Raw genomic sequence first — 15,799 nt, 5'->3', positions numbered from 1 at the left:
CAAGGAGAGGGGTTGGGGGTGAGGTTCTGTATTTTATTAAATCCACATTCCTAAGTATTCAGCCAGAATCACGACAGAATCGGGTTTTTGATGATCCCGAACTCAAGTTAAATACCAAATTTATAGTGTAGGAGGATGTTTTTCTAATTTTTTAAATATATTAAGGACTAAAAAAGTTAGAATAGCAGCAATTAATCCTAGCTGCCACAAACCAACTCCAGCAGCAATTCCCAACGCGGCACAAACCCATACAGATGCTGCTGATGTTAATCCATGAATTTCCGGGCGACGAGAGTCTTGAGAAGATTCGCGCACAATTTCTCCAGCACCCATAAAACCGATGCCAGTTGCCACACCTTGGATAACACGGCTGATGGCATCAGCACTTGGTTCGAGTAAAGTGAATTGCAAAGGTATAATGATAAACATTGCTGCACCAAGACTTACCAGCATATGAGTTCTTAAACCTGCTGGTTTTTTCTTAAATTGGCGTTCTATACCAATAATTGCGCCGAATAACAAAGCCAGGGATAACCTAAAAATGATATTCAGCAAATCATCGGGTGCAAGATAGTAAGTATTTAGCAATTGTAAATATGGTAAAAAATACTACATTTTATATAATTACTTGATCATATAGTTGACGAAAACTATGCAAAAACTAGTAACTCAGAATATAGATTGATACTGATTATCTGAGCATTGATCTGGAAAAAACTACATGCTAGATAGTATCCTACCTCACATTGTTAAATTTCACATAAACTCAAGAAGGACATAGGCTATTAAGGGTTACATCTAAGGGCGCACAAAAATAAGGTAAGTAATTTTATTCAGGTACTTATCAAATATAAATAGGAGAAACTCTGGCTGATAAAAATTTTATGGATAAAAACCGAAAATGTACCAAGGCGGAATATTCATAGCGACAAATAGACAACAGACAACTAACAAATTGAGTGGATAAACTCTACTGGCTGAACCAAATTAAACTGCAAGACCGCGCCAAAGTAGGTGACAAAGCATTTTACTTGAGCAGAATTACGCAGCGTGGCTACCCGGTGCTGCCCGGTTTTGTCATCTCGGCAGAAGTTTTGCGACAATTTTTAGCAACTCTCAACAGTCCAGAGTCTTTAGTTGCAGACTTGCCCTATTCTTCTTTGCATCTGGACGTATCTAATTGGCGGCAACTTCAGCAAGTAGCTGGGCGGTTACGTCAGGAAATTCTGACAGCAAATGTCCCACAGGAATGGGTGAGGACAATTTTTGCTGCTGCTAGAGAATGGCAAACTAGTCATGTAATTTTGCGCCCCACGTTGGCATTATCCACAACTACGTCGGCAGTAGGAAATACTTCTGGGTTGCTGGAGTCGATTTTTTGCCGTTGCCATGAAGAAGCGATCGCCTCGGCTTTAAAGCGTACTTGGAGTCAGATGTTTCGTGCCAGGAGTCTCCTGTATTGGCGACGGGCAGGCATTAGTTTGCAACAAATTAATTTAGCTGTGTTAGTGCAACCAGTGCAGAATGCCATCGCTAGTGGTCTACTTAATGCTAATTCTTCGGGGTGGACAATCGAAGCAACTTGGGGGTCAGGATTAGCGATCGCCAAAGGTGATGTCTTACCCGATGCATATTATATTCAACATGAAACTGGGGTAGTACTAGAGCGACATCTAGGTAATAAAATGCTGGCTTATCGTTTTGATGATAGCGCCACAGAGGATTCATCGAAGTCAGTTGTAACCGCAGATAATACTGATATAGTGGCCTATGTCCTTGAGGAAGCCCAACAAAAACAGTACGCTTTACCAGAAGAATATTTACAACAAGTAATCACTCTGGGAAATCAACTTGTGAGTGAAATAGGTCAAAACTTTACCATTAAATGGACTATCTCTGAAGAAGCCCCAACACCCAATCTCTACCTCACTCAAGTCAATGCCCCTCAATCTACAATTCCTCGTTTACAGTTCATCAAAGGACTAGGGGCATCAGGGGGGCGGATAGCAGCAACTGCTCATGTAATTGTCAATTCCCAAAATAAACCCGAACAAATACCCCAAGGCGTGATTTTAATAGTATCGGCCATCACACCTGATTGGTTGCCTTTACTACATCAAGTTGTAGGTATTATCACAGTTCAGGGAGGATTAACTAGTCACGCAGCAATTCTGGCTAGGGAATTAGGTATTCCAGCAGTTGTTAACGCAGCAGACGCTACAGTCCTGATTCACAACGGCGAAAGGTTGCTTTTGGATGGTGATCGGGGAGAAGTTTATCGCATCAAAGGAGACAAACTAGGAGAGGGAGAGACTCAAGACCTAAATTCCCCTTATTCCTCCATTTCTCCATCATCCCCCAATCCCAGAAAGGGTCACGCAGCCCCTCACCTACCTATGATTGCTACTGAGTTACTCGTGAACCTGAGTCAGCCTAGTTTAATAGAGCAAGCACAAAGCTTACCTGTGGATGGAGTGGGTTTATTGCGTTCCGAAATGATGTTACTCAACATCTTAGAGGGACAACATCCCCATAGTTGGATCACAAGTGGCCGCAAAGCAGAACTGTTAGAAAAATGGTCTTTTGCCATTATGCAGTTTGCGCGTGCTTTTGCACCACGACCAGTTTTTTATCGTTCTTTAGATTGGCGATCGCCTCCTTCACTGCAATCGATGCCATCACACGAGTTACCATTATCAACTCACGAACTACATTCTGTAACACATTCGACCTTAGGCGATCGCGGCACATTCAGTTATGTGCAAAATTCGGCGGTTTTTGAGTTGGAAATGACAGCCTTAGCTACTGTACAGCAATCTGGCTACAGTAATATTCACCTCTTGTTGCCGTTTGTTCGCAGTGTAGAAGAATTTTCTTTTTGTCGGCAAAAAGTCGAGCAAGCAAGATTAACCCAAGTACCCCAGTTTCAACTATGGATGATGGCAGAAGTGCCAAGTGTGTTGTTTTTGCTGCCAGAATATGTCAAAGCCGGTGTAGCGGGAATTTCCATTGGGACAAATGACCTGACACAACTATTGCTAGGAGTAGATCGAGAACAAGGACAACTAACAACAGTCTTTAATGAACGTCATCCAGCAGTAATCAAGGCCATCGCCCAACTGATCCAGATGGCAAAAAATGCGGGAATACCTTGTTCCATCTGCGGACAAGCACCAGCAATTTATCCAGAAATCATTGATCAATTAGTCCAACTTGGTATTACTTCTATTTCCGTAGAACCAGAAGCCGTAGAGAGAACTTATAGAGCGATCGCTCGTGCTGAACAACGCTTAATCTTAGCCGCAGCCCGCAAAAAACTTGATTGCTAATGACGAATTACTTGATATATCCAGTTTCGCGCAAAAACTTCCGTAAATCGGCAAAAAATTGTGTGCGATCGCTTTGTTTATAAACCTGCTGTACCCTTTGCCAACCATCTTTTTCTTGTCCTATCATGTACTTATTTGCCAAGTAAGACGCTAAAAAACCTTTACCGTCATCTCCTTGTTTTTTCGCCTCAAGATAAGTTTGCCATTGCTGAAAGGCGGCATTGTAGATTAACTGGGGATAGCGACGGGTAACATCAATCATTTTTCCTTGGCGATACTGCCAAATTTGTAGTGGGTAACCAGACGCAGCATAGGAAGCAAAACTATAGGCGAAGCGATCGTCTTGACTGACAAACTCTGGTATTCCATCTTGATCTACATCTTTGAGGTGATAACCACCATTACCCCATTTATGCTGAATTTGACCGTATTGCTGGGATTTGCTGCCATATTTGTAAATTAATGAATATAAACAACAGTGCGCTCCTCCTGTAAAAAAATCAGCAATTACTTCTGGTTCTTTGTTTCCATCTAAGTCTAGGACGGGTAAATTACTATTATCTGTCAACAACCCGCCAATAGGTCTGTCATATTCACTATCTTGGGGCAAGGTTCGATCTAAAATCTTTTTACCTGCCCGCATAATTTGCAATCTCACATTTTTATACTGATATTCTTCTGACTGTTCGTAAGATATTTCTGCTCGAACATTACCAGATTGCCCAGTGAATACTTCTGCTCTACTAGGCTGGTTAGCCAAAGTGGTTATGCTGACTACGGCTACACTAATGAGAGCTTGCCTGATAAATTTATACATATGATTTCTTGTAAGTGTTGTTAATTACTTGTTTTAACTTATACAACACTTCAGAGTCCATCAATATCGGAAAATAGCTGCCATATCCATCATTCTTGAGATAAGTAGAACGAGGTGAAAAAACCAAACTATGTTAAGCAATATAAAATAATTAAAATTCATTTCGTAGTAAGGGCTACCCTACGGGAACGCTGCGCGAACAGCCCTTATTTGATGACTAAAGTCCTCACTACAAACCTTTAATTATTTACGCCGTCCTACTTAGATAAAAAATAACCTCCTTCTAGTCATGTCCAGAAAGGAGGTTGTGAGCGAGATTGGCAATGCTTACCTAATTAAGATAGGTCACTATTAGTTTGATTAGTTTGCCGTGGCTGAATGCCTGTCCCCTGGTGTGGTTGTACCACAAAACTCAAAGATGCTCGTTTCATAATCCAGTACAAACCCGCAAGAATTACAAAGGTAATAGCGATAATTACTAACGGCTGTCTACCAAGCAATTCTTCTATACCTTTTGTTAATATGGCATCGGGTTGAGTTACGAAATCCCAACTATTAAAACGCAAAAACCTACCCCAATAAATACCAATGGCACAAAGAGCATGGGTAATCATTTCCGCTCCCAAAATCCATTGGCTTTTACCGATACGATGTAAATAATAACCTAAATTAATTAAAGATATTACGTAGGCTTCAAACCCAGCTAAAATTACTAGTAGATAAATAGGAATTAGCACTAAAGTAATCATCCACACTGATTGAATCCGGCGGATGTCGTCAACAAAGTGAATCACATCGGTCAATAAATAAGGCGCATTTGGCAAAAACGCAAAGAAAACCAGGAATCCTAGCCACCACACCCAAGAACGGCCGCGTCTGGTGCGAAATAACCAAACACTCAAAGCCAAAGGTATAAAAGCCAAAAATAAATTCCAAGTCATCCAACGCATATTAAAGCGTAAGATCTGTAAAAACGTGGCGATCAATTCCTCTTTCATAGTTGCTTACTGGCAAAATGTGTGCAGGATAAAATGTGACTATGAGGGGTGGACTGTGAAAATTGCTACTGTTAATTTTTGAATAATTAGACTTAAGTATCTAGTATAGCTAGAAAATTGAAAGCGACAAAGGAATCACTCACAAGGATGAGCTGAGATGAGAAAACCAAAAAAAACTCCCTGAATTACCTTCGGGAGATGTAGAACAAGTCAGGACTTATGTAACCAACCACGTATTTCCGTCATTGCGACAGTAGGGAATCAATCTCGAAGCCTTAATTTTCGTGGCGAGTGCGTAAGTCCTACAAGTATTAAAAACTGATATCTGTGAATTAACGCATCAAAACTCGACTGCGAGGGCCAATTGCTTGTTTCAATGTAGTGGATCTGGTAGGACAATTTACGGAATTTTGTGAACAACTACCTAGATCAACGGCAGATGTTTCTAACCCCACTGGATTGGCAGCAAATGAATTACCATTACTAAATTCTATATTGGGAGTAATGGAGGGTAAAGAGAAATTAAACTCATTGGTATCAATTGAAGGTGTCTGTGAGGTTAATACCTGTGCAATAACGGGTGTCGGCGCTGGGTTACTACTAATTGGCGCGGTGACAGGTGTCGGCGCTGGTGTACTACTAATTGGCGCGGTGACAGGTGTCGGTGCTGGTGTACTACTAATTGGTGGCGTGACAGGTGCCGGCGCTGGGGTACTACTAATTGGCGCAGTGACAGGTGCCGGCGCTGGGGTACTACTAATTGGCGCAGTGACAGGTGCTGGCGCTGGGGTACTACTAATTGGCGCGGTGACAGGTGCTGGCGCTGTGACGAGAGTAGCATCTGCCGGTACTTTGATTGTCAATCTTACCAAGGGCGAGTCATTCATTTCCCAGGTGGTGACGGTTGGTTTACCTGGTAAATCAGACTTGAAATCAAAAACAGTGGGACTTTCTCCACCATTGCGATCGCTATATCTTGGCCCTTGTCCACTGACTTCAAAAGTACCTTGATACTGTTGTCCGGTGTTCGGATCGGTCACTACACCTGTGTAAAAGCCTCTTGTGAGTCCAAACTCATCCTGAACTACACCTTGAAATAAAGTTCCTGGTATTTTTCCTTGATAATTGAAAGATGTCAACTCACCGCCAGATAGTACTGGCGAATTGAGGATACCATTGGCAGAAATTACCGGAATGCCTTTAAAATCTACAAAATAATGCAGACTGCCATCGGTGCGTGTTTGAACCTTTACATAGTCTGACTGATATACGGGAACATAATTAGGATTATTCCTAGTACCTATATTGCGCGAGTAAGCACCACTAGCATCGGTATCAATGCGAGTAACTCGGTTATTGAAATTGGGATTAAAGCTAGGCAGTTGGAGAGTTCCTGATAATGTCCCAGTACTTTGAATGGTAAGTTGAGCCGAAGCACTGGTTCCGCCTACAGCCAAGATAAATGCAGCCAAAGTGCTACTGCTAATAACTGCAAGACCCAATTTAGTAGCTGATGAATTTAATTGCATGAAAAATTAGCTCCATTAATTTAAAGGAGATGAGAGAAATGAGGCAGAAATGGGAAAATTTCTTCACCCCTGCATCCCTACTTTTTTCTGGCGATCGCTAATAGTTGGGAAATACGTACTAGGGGTTAAACCCCTTGTGATTACATTTACATCCGTACGAAATTAAAACCGGAAGGTTGCTCTTAATGCCCCAACTACCAAGGGGTCATTAGCCGCGTTGTGATCAGGATTAAAAATCACGAATAAGCCTGGTGTCACAGCAATATTTTCATTGATTTGGGCGCGATAAAAAAGTTCTACGTGGAGTGATGTATCACTGCGTCCGCCCGGTGTGCCACCATCGGAAAAGTTGGGAAAATTGAAGCCTTCAGGTAAGGTGCTAGAGGTAATTTTGGGGGGTTGTCCCACGAGAACGCCGCCTAAGTTACCAGGACGTAGCAGATTAGGCAAAGCTGCAAATACCATCCAGTTGGTAGTTTCTACGCTACCTGAAAGGTCTACTGGTTTGGAAGATGAAAACCCCCCCCAACCGCCTAATTGTAAGTTCGGGTTGACACGCCAGGCGACAGTGGCTCCCACAGCGTGGGTATTAAAAGCTGTTGTCTCTGCGAAAGGTGAAATTAATTGAGCATCACCAGTAGCTGTTCCTAATAAATCATTAGGGGAGTGGGAGTAAAGATAATGCACCCCCGCATCGACGTTATTGCTTGGTGCAACTGTGAGTTGCGCGCCTGCTGTATATTTACCACCAAATAGTCCCGCTTGATTGCTGTTGCCAGGAAAGCTGGGAATTTCGGCACTATACACGCCCTGTAAACTCAGGCGATCGCTAATTTGCCAGTCAAAACCTATACCGCCAGTGCCGTTACCAATACCCAAAATCGGGTTACGCTGACCAAATTGAGAAATTGCGCCATCACCAGAACCTTCTAAGGGATTAATCCCGCGAAATGTGCTGCTGGGGTTAACACCGGCTGTACCTACGACAATTCCCAAATTATCGGAGAGAGAAAATCTGTAAGACAAGTCGTTGAGTACCAGATTATTTTCTGTATTAGACTCAAAACCTAATCGCCCCATGTTAGTAAATACAAAGGGTGCAGACGAACCCAAATTTCCCGCCGATAGTCCTGTTAACAGTAAATCTCGCCCTGTAAACGAAGTAGCTAAGGTTAATTGGACGCTATTTGTGAAAGTTAAATTTGTTTGCCCTTGACGGTCTGGTATCCCATCTCTGGGAAATAAATCTACATTTGGGCTATTTGTTCCCTGGACGCTAAAAATTGCTTGACCAAATAGTCTGGTAGTGGTAGAAAACTGATTTGCCTGCAATTGACTAGTTTGGTTTTCTAGTCCTGACACACGCTGCTGTAATTGCTGTAGTTCTTCCTGAAACTCGGTTTGTAACCTTTGCAGTGCTATCAAATCATCATGATTAATCGTGTTTGTTTGATTACTAGCAATTAATTCTTCAACTTTATCTATACAAGCATTTAAACCAGCGGCAAATTCATAACGACTGATAGCACGGTTACCTTGATAAGTACCAACTGGATATCCAGCAATGCAACCATAGCGTTCCACTAACGACTGTAAAGCAGCAAAAGCCCAGTCAGAGGGTTGGACATCATCCAGTTGAGACACCGATGTGATTTGAGACATTGGTTCATCTGGTTCTGACTCTGGGGAAGGCGAAAGAGATGGGGAAAATTCTGCTATGCTTTCTGGTTCAGGTATTTCTGAGATTACAGGGCGGGATTTCTGAGATTTAGACAAGATGGAAGTGCTTTGAGCATGAGCCTTGTCAACAACTTTATTAAGTAGATTTTGATACTCTGTATTCGAGTCAGTAGATAAGTCTTGAGAACTACTATCCGACGGTACAAATTCCGGGGGTGTGATGTCAGCATCTGGGAATATTTGAGCTATTTGTCCCTGGTTTGACTGCTGTACCTCTTGTTCTGAATCAATTACAGACTGTTCTGGTAAGTTATGGGGCAAAGAGGGTTGCCCTACTGTTAATACACCCATCATCAGTAGACTTATCTCACTCATTGTATTCCAGTTGACTGAACACCAATATTTATCTTGACAGGTGTACTTGGTGTTATTCAGGAATATTTAGAAAAAATAAGTGATAAAAGTTACTTACTTAGAAGTGTTCTTTCCCTATTCAGTCTGACAGGAAGAGGCGGGGGAGCAAGCCCTTTCCTCTTGCGTGGAGCGGAGCGGAACATGGGTCAATAAAAACATCCCCGACGAATTGAAGAAGTCGAGTATCTAAGTTTATAAATAAACAGATATTGAGACAATAATAATCATGTCCCCAAATCGCTGGATACTCAAAATTTGTGATGTCTGTGCGGAGTCCCTGGGAAAGAGGAATATTACTAACTACACCTTTCCTGAGTGGATGCTGCCACTTTTCAACACTTTCAACCACATCATCATGGTAGGTAATTTCTCCTGTTTGTAAACCCTCTTCCCATAGTTCATCCAACTCCGGATCTGTATAAATTTTAGTCATTTTGGCGAATAAAATTTTCTCAAGTTTATTGAGAAATAATCTCATAATGATGGGTGCTTAATGAGATACGTATTTTGACTGCAAGCATCCGAGGGCTTGCTCAATCACGGACTCGCGCATCATAAATCTTTCTGTAAACAGCCTTCAAAGCATTCGTTAATCATCATAATTCTGGGTTTGTATGCATCTTTGTATTTTTATTTGATGATTTGATGGAAGTTTTCCATTAAAATGAAGTATCGACTACAAAATTTACGTGTTAACTTAGCTATCGCCTGAGGTTTGACCGTGACCGTGCGCTTGCCATCCCTAACTAGTCTTCCACAAACCGAGAATCATCAGTCTGCTGTCACTAAATCGCCAGTAGTTGCGCCCAAGCGGGCAACTGGTGGTTTTGCCTTGCTTGACAGTCTTTTACGCCATGAAGTTGAGTACATTTTTGGTTATCCTGGTGGGGCAATCCTGCCAATTTACGATGACCTGTACAAAGTGGAAGCAACTGGTGCTATCAAGCACATTTTAGTGCGGCACGAACAAGGTGCAGCCCATGCAGCAGATGGCTATGCCCGTGCTACAGGTAAAGTAGGAGTATGTTTTGGTACTTCTGGCCCTGGGGCAACTAATTTAGTGACAGGTATTGCCACAGCCTACATGGACTCAATCCCCATGATTGTGGTTACAGGGCAGGTACCACGGGCAGCAATTGGTACGGATGCGTTTCAAGAAACCGATATTTACGGCATTACCCTACCAGTAGTTAAACACTCGTATGTAGTCCGTGATCCGGCTGACATGGCACGGATTGTGGCTGAAGCTTTCCATATTGCTAGCACCGGTAGACCAGGGCCAGTGTTAATTGATGTCCCCAAAGATGTGGCTTTAGAAGAATGTGACTATGTACCCGTAGAACCTGGCACTGTGAAACTACGAGGGTATCGTCCTACAGTCAAGGGAAATCCCCGACAGATTAATGGGGCAATCCAGTTAATTCGTGAAAGTCGGCGACCACTATTGTATGTTGGTGGTGGTGCGATCGCCTCTGGTGCCCACGAAGAAATTAAAGCCCTGGCTGAGTTATTTAACATTCCCGTCACCACAACATTGATGGGTATTGGTGCCTTTGACGAACATCATCCCCTAGCATTGGGTATGTTAGGAATGCACGGTACAGCCTACGCCAACTTTGCTGTCACTGATTGCGATTTGCTAATCTGTGTTGGTGCGAGATTTGATGACCGGGTAACTGGCAAGTTAGATGAATTTGCTTCCCACGCCAAAGTAATTCACATTGATATTGACCCGGCAGAAGTCGGCAAAAATCGGGTTCCCGAAGTGCCTATAGTTGGTGATGTGCGGAATGTTTTAACTGATTTGTTGCGTCGCTGTCAAGAATCAGGTATCAAGAACATTCCTCATAAAAATCAAGAATGGTTGAATTTAATTAACCGTTGGCGGCAAGATTATCCTCTAGAAGTGCCTCATCATGCTGATAGCATTTCGCCCCAAGAGGTGATTGTCGAAATTAGTCGTCAAGCACCCCACGCGTTTTACACTACAGACGTGGGTCAACACCAAATGTGGGCAGCACAATTCCTCAAAAATGGCCCCAGACGTTGGATTTCTAGTGCTGGCTTAGGAACAATGGGTTTTGGTGTGCCTGCGGCTATGGGTGCGAAGGTGGCCTTCCCGGATGAAGAAGTCATTTGTATTAGTGGTGATGCCAGTTTCCAAATGTGTTTACAAGAGTTAGGCACGCTTGCACAATATGGCATTAATGTCAAGACCGTGATTATGAACAACGGCTGGCAGGGAATGGTGCGCCAGTGGCAGCAAGCCTTTTATGGCGAGCGTTACTCCTGCTCAAACATGGAAGTAGGGATGCCAGACATAGAGTTTTTAACCAAAGCCTATGGCATTAAGGGCATGGTAATCCGCAGTCGGGATCAATTAAACGATGCGATCGCCGAAATGTTAGCACATAATGGCCCAGTAGTCGTTGATGTCCGAGTCACCAAAGACGAAAACTGTTACCCAATGGTAGCCCCAGGTAAAAACAACGCTCAAATGATTGGTTTACCTAAGCAGCTACCAAAAGCCTCAGTAGAACCCGTTGCTTGTAGCCATTGTGGAACAACAAATGCTCCCACACACAACTTTTGCTCTGAGTGTGGCAATAAGTTGTAAAGGCTGGGGAATTAGCTCAATTTAACCGCATGTTTAAGCAGAGGATTTGTTTCTCTGCTTTTTTTGTGAAATTAGACATCTACAGCCGATTCTTAGTCGGGATAACAATCATGGAAAAATAAGGTACTTGCTCCGGATCAACTTCATCCAAGGGGACAATTCTTTGCTGTGCCATTGTTGCCCGCTCAATATATAATGCTCGTGATGCCAACCCTAATTGATGTAAAATGTCTCGCACTTTTGTAAAATGGCGCCCCAGTTTCATAATCGCTGCGGCATCGGTTGCTAGTAGGTGCGTAATCATTTCTTCTGCTGGCATGGGGGCAGGTAGAACAGTCATAATATCGTTGTAATAAGTGAAAGGTACACTCAAAGCTACCGGACAAGCCATCAGTGAGGAAACTCCTGGTACCACTTCAGTTTTGTATTGTTCAGACAGACGTGTAAAAACATACATAAAAGAGCCGTAAAAAAACGGATCACCTTCACATAACACCACGACATCCCGCCCGGCTGCTAAATGTTCGGCAATGGGTTCTACTTCTTTGTCATAAATGGCACTTACTGTTTCTGGTTCCAAGGCACGGGGGAGGTGAAATAAGACCTCGATTTGATTGCCTGTAAGATACTGGGAGACGATCGCCCGCGCTATACTTTCTCTATCTACCGCCGACTGATAAGCCACCACAGGTGCCGCTTGTAATAGTCGCAATGCTTTCAATGTCAATAGTTCTGGATCACCAGGCCCTACACCAATTCCATAGAGACGGCCTTTGGTTTGCATGATTATTCTTCCTCTGTTGCTAGGGCGTTAACTGCGGCGGCGGCGATCGCACTCCCACCACGCCGACCATGTAATGTTAAAAATGGTACACCTCTGCTATTGGCTGCCAGGGCTGCTTTGGATTCGGCGGCACCGACAAACCCCACCGGAAAGCCCAAAATAAGGGCAGGCCTCGGCACTCGTCCATCTAACATTTCTAGCATTCGAAATAGTGCTGTAGGCGCATTGCCAATGGCTACCACTGCCCCTTCGAGATGCAAGCGCCATAATTCTAGGGCCGCTGCCGATCTCGTATTCCGCAAACGTTTAGCTATTGCTGGTACTTCCGCATCATAAAGGGTGCAGAGAACTTGGTTATTTGCAGGTAATCGGCTTCTGGTAATACCTTCGGCAACCATGCGGCAATCACATAAAATTGGCGCTCCTGCTGCTAGTGCTGCGCGTCCAGATTTTACTGCTTCTGGGGAATATCCTAGGTCAGTGACTATATCCGTCATTCCACAGGCATGAATGAGGCGCACTGCAACTTTAGCGACATCGGGTGGCAGCACATCTAGATTAGCTTCGGCTCGAATAATTGCAAAGGAGGTTTTGTAAATTTCGTTAGCGTCTCGGATGTAGTCAGGCATGGGAGATTAAGGATTGGGGACTGGAGATTAGAAACAAATTTTCTGGCTGTAAGTTGAAGAGAATAACTGTTTTAATTGAGCAATTTCATAGCGATTGACAAATTTCCCAAAGGTTTCATCGGGATTTGGGCATTGGATTTTATACACTTGTAGCATCTGCTTGATCAGTCTAGGAAGTTCGGCAACGGTTACATTTTGATAAATTTCCCGTCCAAATTTTTGGTTGCTGTCACCTGCACCAATATAAATGTCATAAGTTTCCACAGTTTTATTATCTGACTCTAGGCTGACACCGACTAAGGTAATGTCACTATTAGTATGTTGGGCGCAGGATTTTTCGCAGCCGCTAAAGTGAATATTAATTGGGTGATTCAGGGTAACTCTAGTTTCGAGGTATTTTGCTAATTTCAATGCATCAGCTTTGGTATCTGTAGCCGCAGATGCACAACCTTTGTTACCAGAACAGGCCACTAAGGCACTTTTGAGGTTACTGGCTGAGAAATCTAATCCTAAGTTAACTAATTCACTTTTGACATGAATCAGCCATTGCTGGGGAATATCAGTTAACAGCAAATTCTGCCAAGGTGTCAGTCTGAGAATACCATTACCGTATTTTTCTGCTAAATCAGCCAAACCTCGGATTTGCTTAGTTTCTAGTCTACCCAGAGGCAGAACTACACCAATATAAAATAAACCTGGTTGACGCTGGGGATGAATACCAAGATGCCCATACTTATTTTCTACTGGCACAGCAGTAAAGTTAGTCTTCAATAAAGGAAAAGGCAGTCTTTGTGCAACTTGCTGAAGATAATTTTCACAACCCAAATTATTCACTACTTCTCGTAGACGCTGTTTACGCTGACTGTGAGGATCACTATGAGTGAGATAGACTTCAGCTAAAGCTGCCAAAACTGATAAACATTTATCTGGTGGTAACAAAATTCCCAGATCAACGGGTGGCTTTCCTTTAGGGCCAATGCTGAGAGCAAGACGAAAGTAAACGCTATCTGCCACTAAGACCGCCGCCAACATGATATCGTTGAGGCGATCGCCCACTGAAACTGTACCACCACCATCAAAACCCACGCTGAATTTGGCCGACAGTCCTGATAACTCTGGATGCTCGACTATGTAATTATCCCAAGCTTGCACAAAGGGACGAGTATCAATTAATTCTTGCAGATCAATACCAGCTGTGGGACTGGTCATAATATTGCGGATATGATCAACAGCAGAATTGCGAGAACCTATACCCATATCCTGTAAATGCTTCAGAACTGCGGCATCGATCCCGGTGCGAATTTCCCTGACTTGTAGGTTAGCACGATTAGTTACATCCACATAGCCACCCCCACACTGATCTGCTATGTCTGCGATGGCATGACACTGTTTACTATCCAGAATCCCACCTGGTATTCTGATGCGAGATAATATCCCATCTTGGGCGCGTGTATCATAAAACAAGCCAGGACAAGTGGCAAAACCGGACAGCAAAACAGCAACTCCTTCCCCGTGCAACGCAGGGATTAGATATTTATTTAGTGTCTTGAGGACACTGCTGAAGTTGGCATTCTGACTTGGAAAGTAAAAAAGGGAATTTTCTGCTTTTGCCTTACCATTACAGCTGCGGCACAGTCCCGGAATCTCACCGGACTTTCCCAACTCTCAGCTTTTGTAATTTAACATGAGTAGGCGTTGAGACTAATTCGTAATTCGTAATATTTCCTTCGGAAACGCTACGCGAACGTAATTCGTAATTTAGACAGTAAATTCTATGTCAGGGAAGTGGCTATCGATTGTGGGTGTTGGTGAAGATGGGTTACAGGGTTTAAGTGCGATCGCTCGTTTTTTGGTGGATCAAGCAGAAGTGATTTTCGGAGGCCATCGCCATTTAGCTATGTTACCTCCAAACGACCAACGCCAAAAAATAGCCTGGACATCTCCCCTCAGCACTTCCATTGCCGATATCATCCAGCGTCGGGGTCAATCAATCTGTGTCTTAGCCAGTGGTGACCCCATGTTTTATGGCATCGGTGTGACTTTAACCCGACAAATTCCCATTGACGAAATTACGATTATTCCTGCACCTTCTACTTTCAGCCTGGCCTGTGGGAGGTTGGGATGGTCTTTAACTGAGGTAGAAACTTTGAGTTTGTGCGGTCGTCCAGCCTCGCTGCTGCAATCTTATATTTATCCTGGAGCCAAACTATTAATTTTGAGTGAGGGTCAAGATACGCCGGCAATGGTGGCTGAGATATTGACAAATCGGGGCTATGGTGATAGTAAAATCACTGTATTAGAACACATGGGTGGTGTTGATGAACGGATAGTCAAAGGTGTTGCTGCAACGTGGAATCAAACGGAAATTGCTCCTTTGAATGCGATCGCAGTTGAATGTATTGCTGCTCCTGGGGTGATACCTTTAGCTAGAGTCCCAGGATTACCAGATCATGCCTATCACCATGATGGACAGTTAACCAAGCGGGAAGTTAGGGCCATTACCCTGTCAACCTTAGCACCCAACCCAGGAGAACTGCTGTGGGATGTCGGTGCAGGTTGCGGTTCCATTGGCATTGAATGGATGCGGACTCATCCTCGATGTCGGGCGATCGCCATTGAACAAAATGCTTCTAGAATCCAATACATTGCCGATAATGCCACTGCTTTAGGAACGCCCCATCTGCAAATCATTACGGGGAAAGCACCCCAAACCCTCAAAGACTTGCCTCCACCTGATGCCATATTTATTGGCGGTGGAGTTACAGCCGAGGGATTGTTTGATATCTGTTGGCAAACATTACGTCCGGGTGGAAGATTGGTTGCTAATGTTGTCACCGTAGAAGGCGAACAAACCTTATTTCAATGGTATGAAAAAGTTGGCGGTAATTTAACTCGCATTGCCATTCAAAGGGCAGAACCCATTGGTAAATTTTTAGGTTGGCGGGCAATGGCTCCTGTTACCCAATGGATAGTCATAAAACCGTAAGACTTTAGCTAATAAA

At 43.5% G+C, this 15,799-nt stretch carries 12 protein-coding genes and 1 riboswitch; of the genes, 3 read left to right on the top strand and 9 right to left on the bottom strand.

Translation table 11 applies throughout. The annotated features are described in order from the left end of the window. Positions 1-120: 120 nt before the first annotated feature. Positions 121-588: an MgtC/SapB family protein gene (locus ACM0OS_RS13430; RefSeq protein ID WP_414543686.1), complete on the bottom strand. Its 468-nt coding sequence runs from the start codon at positions 586-588 to the stop codon at positions 121-123. A 371-nt stretch (positions 589-959) separates the two neighbouring features. Between ACM0OS_RS13430 and ACM0OS_RS13425 the strand changes: the two genes are divergently transcribed. Then, complete coding sequence (locus ACM0OS_RS13425) at positions 960-3,329, top strand: putative PEP-binding protein (protein ID WP_414543685.1); 2,370 nt, start codon at positions 960-962, stop codon at positions 3,327-3,329. Between the two features lie 7 nt (positions 3,330-3,336). Here ACM0OS_RS13425 and ACM0OS_RS13420 read toward each other — a convergent pair whose 3' ends face one another. From ACM0OS_RS13420 to ACM0OS_RS13400, 5 genes are all read right to left on the bottom strand, one after another. Next, the gene (locus ACM0OS_RS13420) at positions 3,337-4,146 is read right to left on the bottom strand and encodes a hypothetical protein (protein WP_414543684.1); all 810 of its coding nucleotides are present in this window, start codon (positions 4,144-4,146) and stop codon (positions 3,337-3,339) included. A 335-nt stretch (positions 4,147-4,481) separates the two neighbouring features. Next, entirely contained in the window at positions 4,482-5,144 is a 663-nt protein-coding gene (locus tag ACM0OS_RS13415; RefSeq protein WP_414543683.1) for a DUF1361 domain-containing protein, read from the bottom strand. 332 nt (positions 5,145-5,476) lie between these two features. After that, on the bottom strand, positions 5,477-6,673 hold the full coding sequence (locus tag ACM0OS_RS13410) for a hypothetical protein (protein WP_414543682.1): 1,197 nt from the start codon (positions 6,671-6,673) through the stop codon (positions 5,477-5,479). Positions 6,674-6,835: 162 nt separating this feature from the next. Then, on the bottom strand, positions 6,836-8,728 hold the full coding sequence (locus ACM0OS_RS13405; RefSeq protein WP_414543681.1) for an iron uptake porin: 1,893 nt from the start codon (positions 8,726-8,728) through the stop codon (positions 6,836-6,838). A 118-nt stretch (positions 8,729-8,846) separates the two neighbouring features. After that, positions 8,847-9,245: a hypothetical protein gene (locus ACM0OS_RS13400; protein WP_414543680.1), complete on the bottom strand. Its 399-nt coding sequence runs from the start codon at positions 9,243-9,245 to the stop codon at positions 8,847-8,849. Positions 9,246-9,488: 243 nt separating this feature from the next. Between ACM0OS_RS13400 and ilvB the strand changes: the two genes are divergently transcribed. Next, positions 9,489-11,384: a biosynthetic-type acetolactate synthase large subunit gene (gene ilvB / locus ACM0OS_RS13395; protein WP_414543679.1), complete on the top strand. Its 1,896-nt coding sequence runs from the start codon at positions 9,489-9,491 to the stop codon at positions 11,382-11,384. 79 nt (positions 11,385-11,463) lie between these two features. On the opposite strand, the gene ACM0OS_RS13390 is transcribed toward ilvB, so the two are convergent. The 3 genes from ACM0OS_RS13390 to cobG are packed head-to-tail and all read right to left on the bottom strand — an operon-like array spanning position 11,464 to position 14,291. Beyond that, the gene (locus ACM0OS_RS13390; protein WP_414543678.1) at positions 11,464-12,168 is read right to left on the bottom strand and encodes a precorrin-2 C(20)-methyltransferase; all 705 of its coding nucleotides are present in this window, start codon (positions 12,166-12,168) and stop codon (positions 11,464-11,466) included. 2 nt (positions 12,169-12,170) lie between these two features. Continuing rightward, complete coding sequence (locus ACM0OS_RS13385) at positions 12,171-12,797, bottom strand: precorrin-8X methylmutase (protein ID WP_414543677.1); 627 nt, start codon at positions 12,795-12,797, stop codon at positions 12,171-12,173. Between the two features lie 27 nt (positions 12,798-12,824). After that, positions 12,825-14,291 carry a precorrin-3B synthase gene (gene cobG, locus ACM0OS_RS13380; RefSeq protein ID WP_414543676.1) on the bottom strand — a complete coding sequence of 489 codons (1,467 nt, stop codon included), beginning with the start codon at positions 14,289-14,291 and terminating at the stop codon, positions 12,825-12,827. Between the two features lie 50 nt (positions 14,292-14,341). After that, positions 14,342-14,500: riboswitch (cobalamin riboswitch) on the bottom strand. Between the two features lie 71 nt (positions 14,501-14,571). Between cobG and cbiE the strand changes: the two genes are divergently transcribed. Further along, on the top strand, positions 14,572-15,783 hold the full coding sequence (gene cbiE, locus ACM0OS_RS13375) for a precorrin-6y C5,15-methyltransferase (decarboxylating) subunit CbiE (protein WP_414543675.1): 1,212 nt from the start codon (positions 14,572-14,574) through the stop codon (positions 15,781-15,783). The last annotated feature ends 16 nt before the right edge of the window (positions 15,784-15,799 follow it).

The organism is Nostoc sp. CCY0012 (assembly GCF_963920855.1).
Classification (GTDB): domain Bacteria; phylum Cyanobacteriota; class Cyanobacteriia; order Cyanobacteriales; family Nostocaceae; genus Cyanocohniella.
Note: the sequence above shows the minus strand (reverse complement) of the source record. Positions and strands in the feature narration are given on the sequence as shown.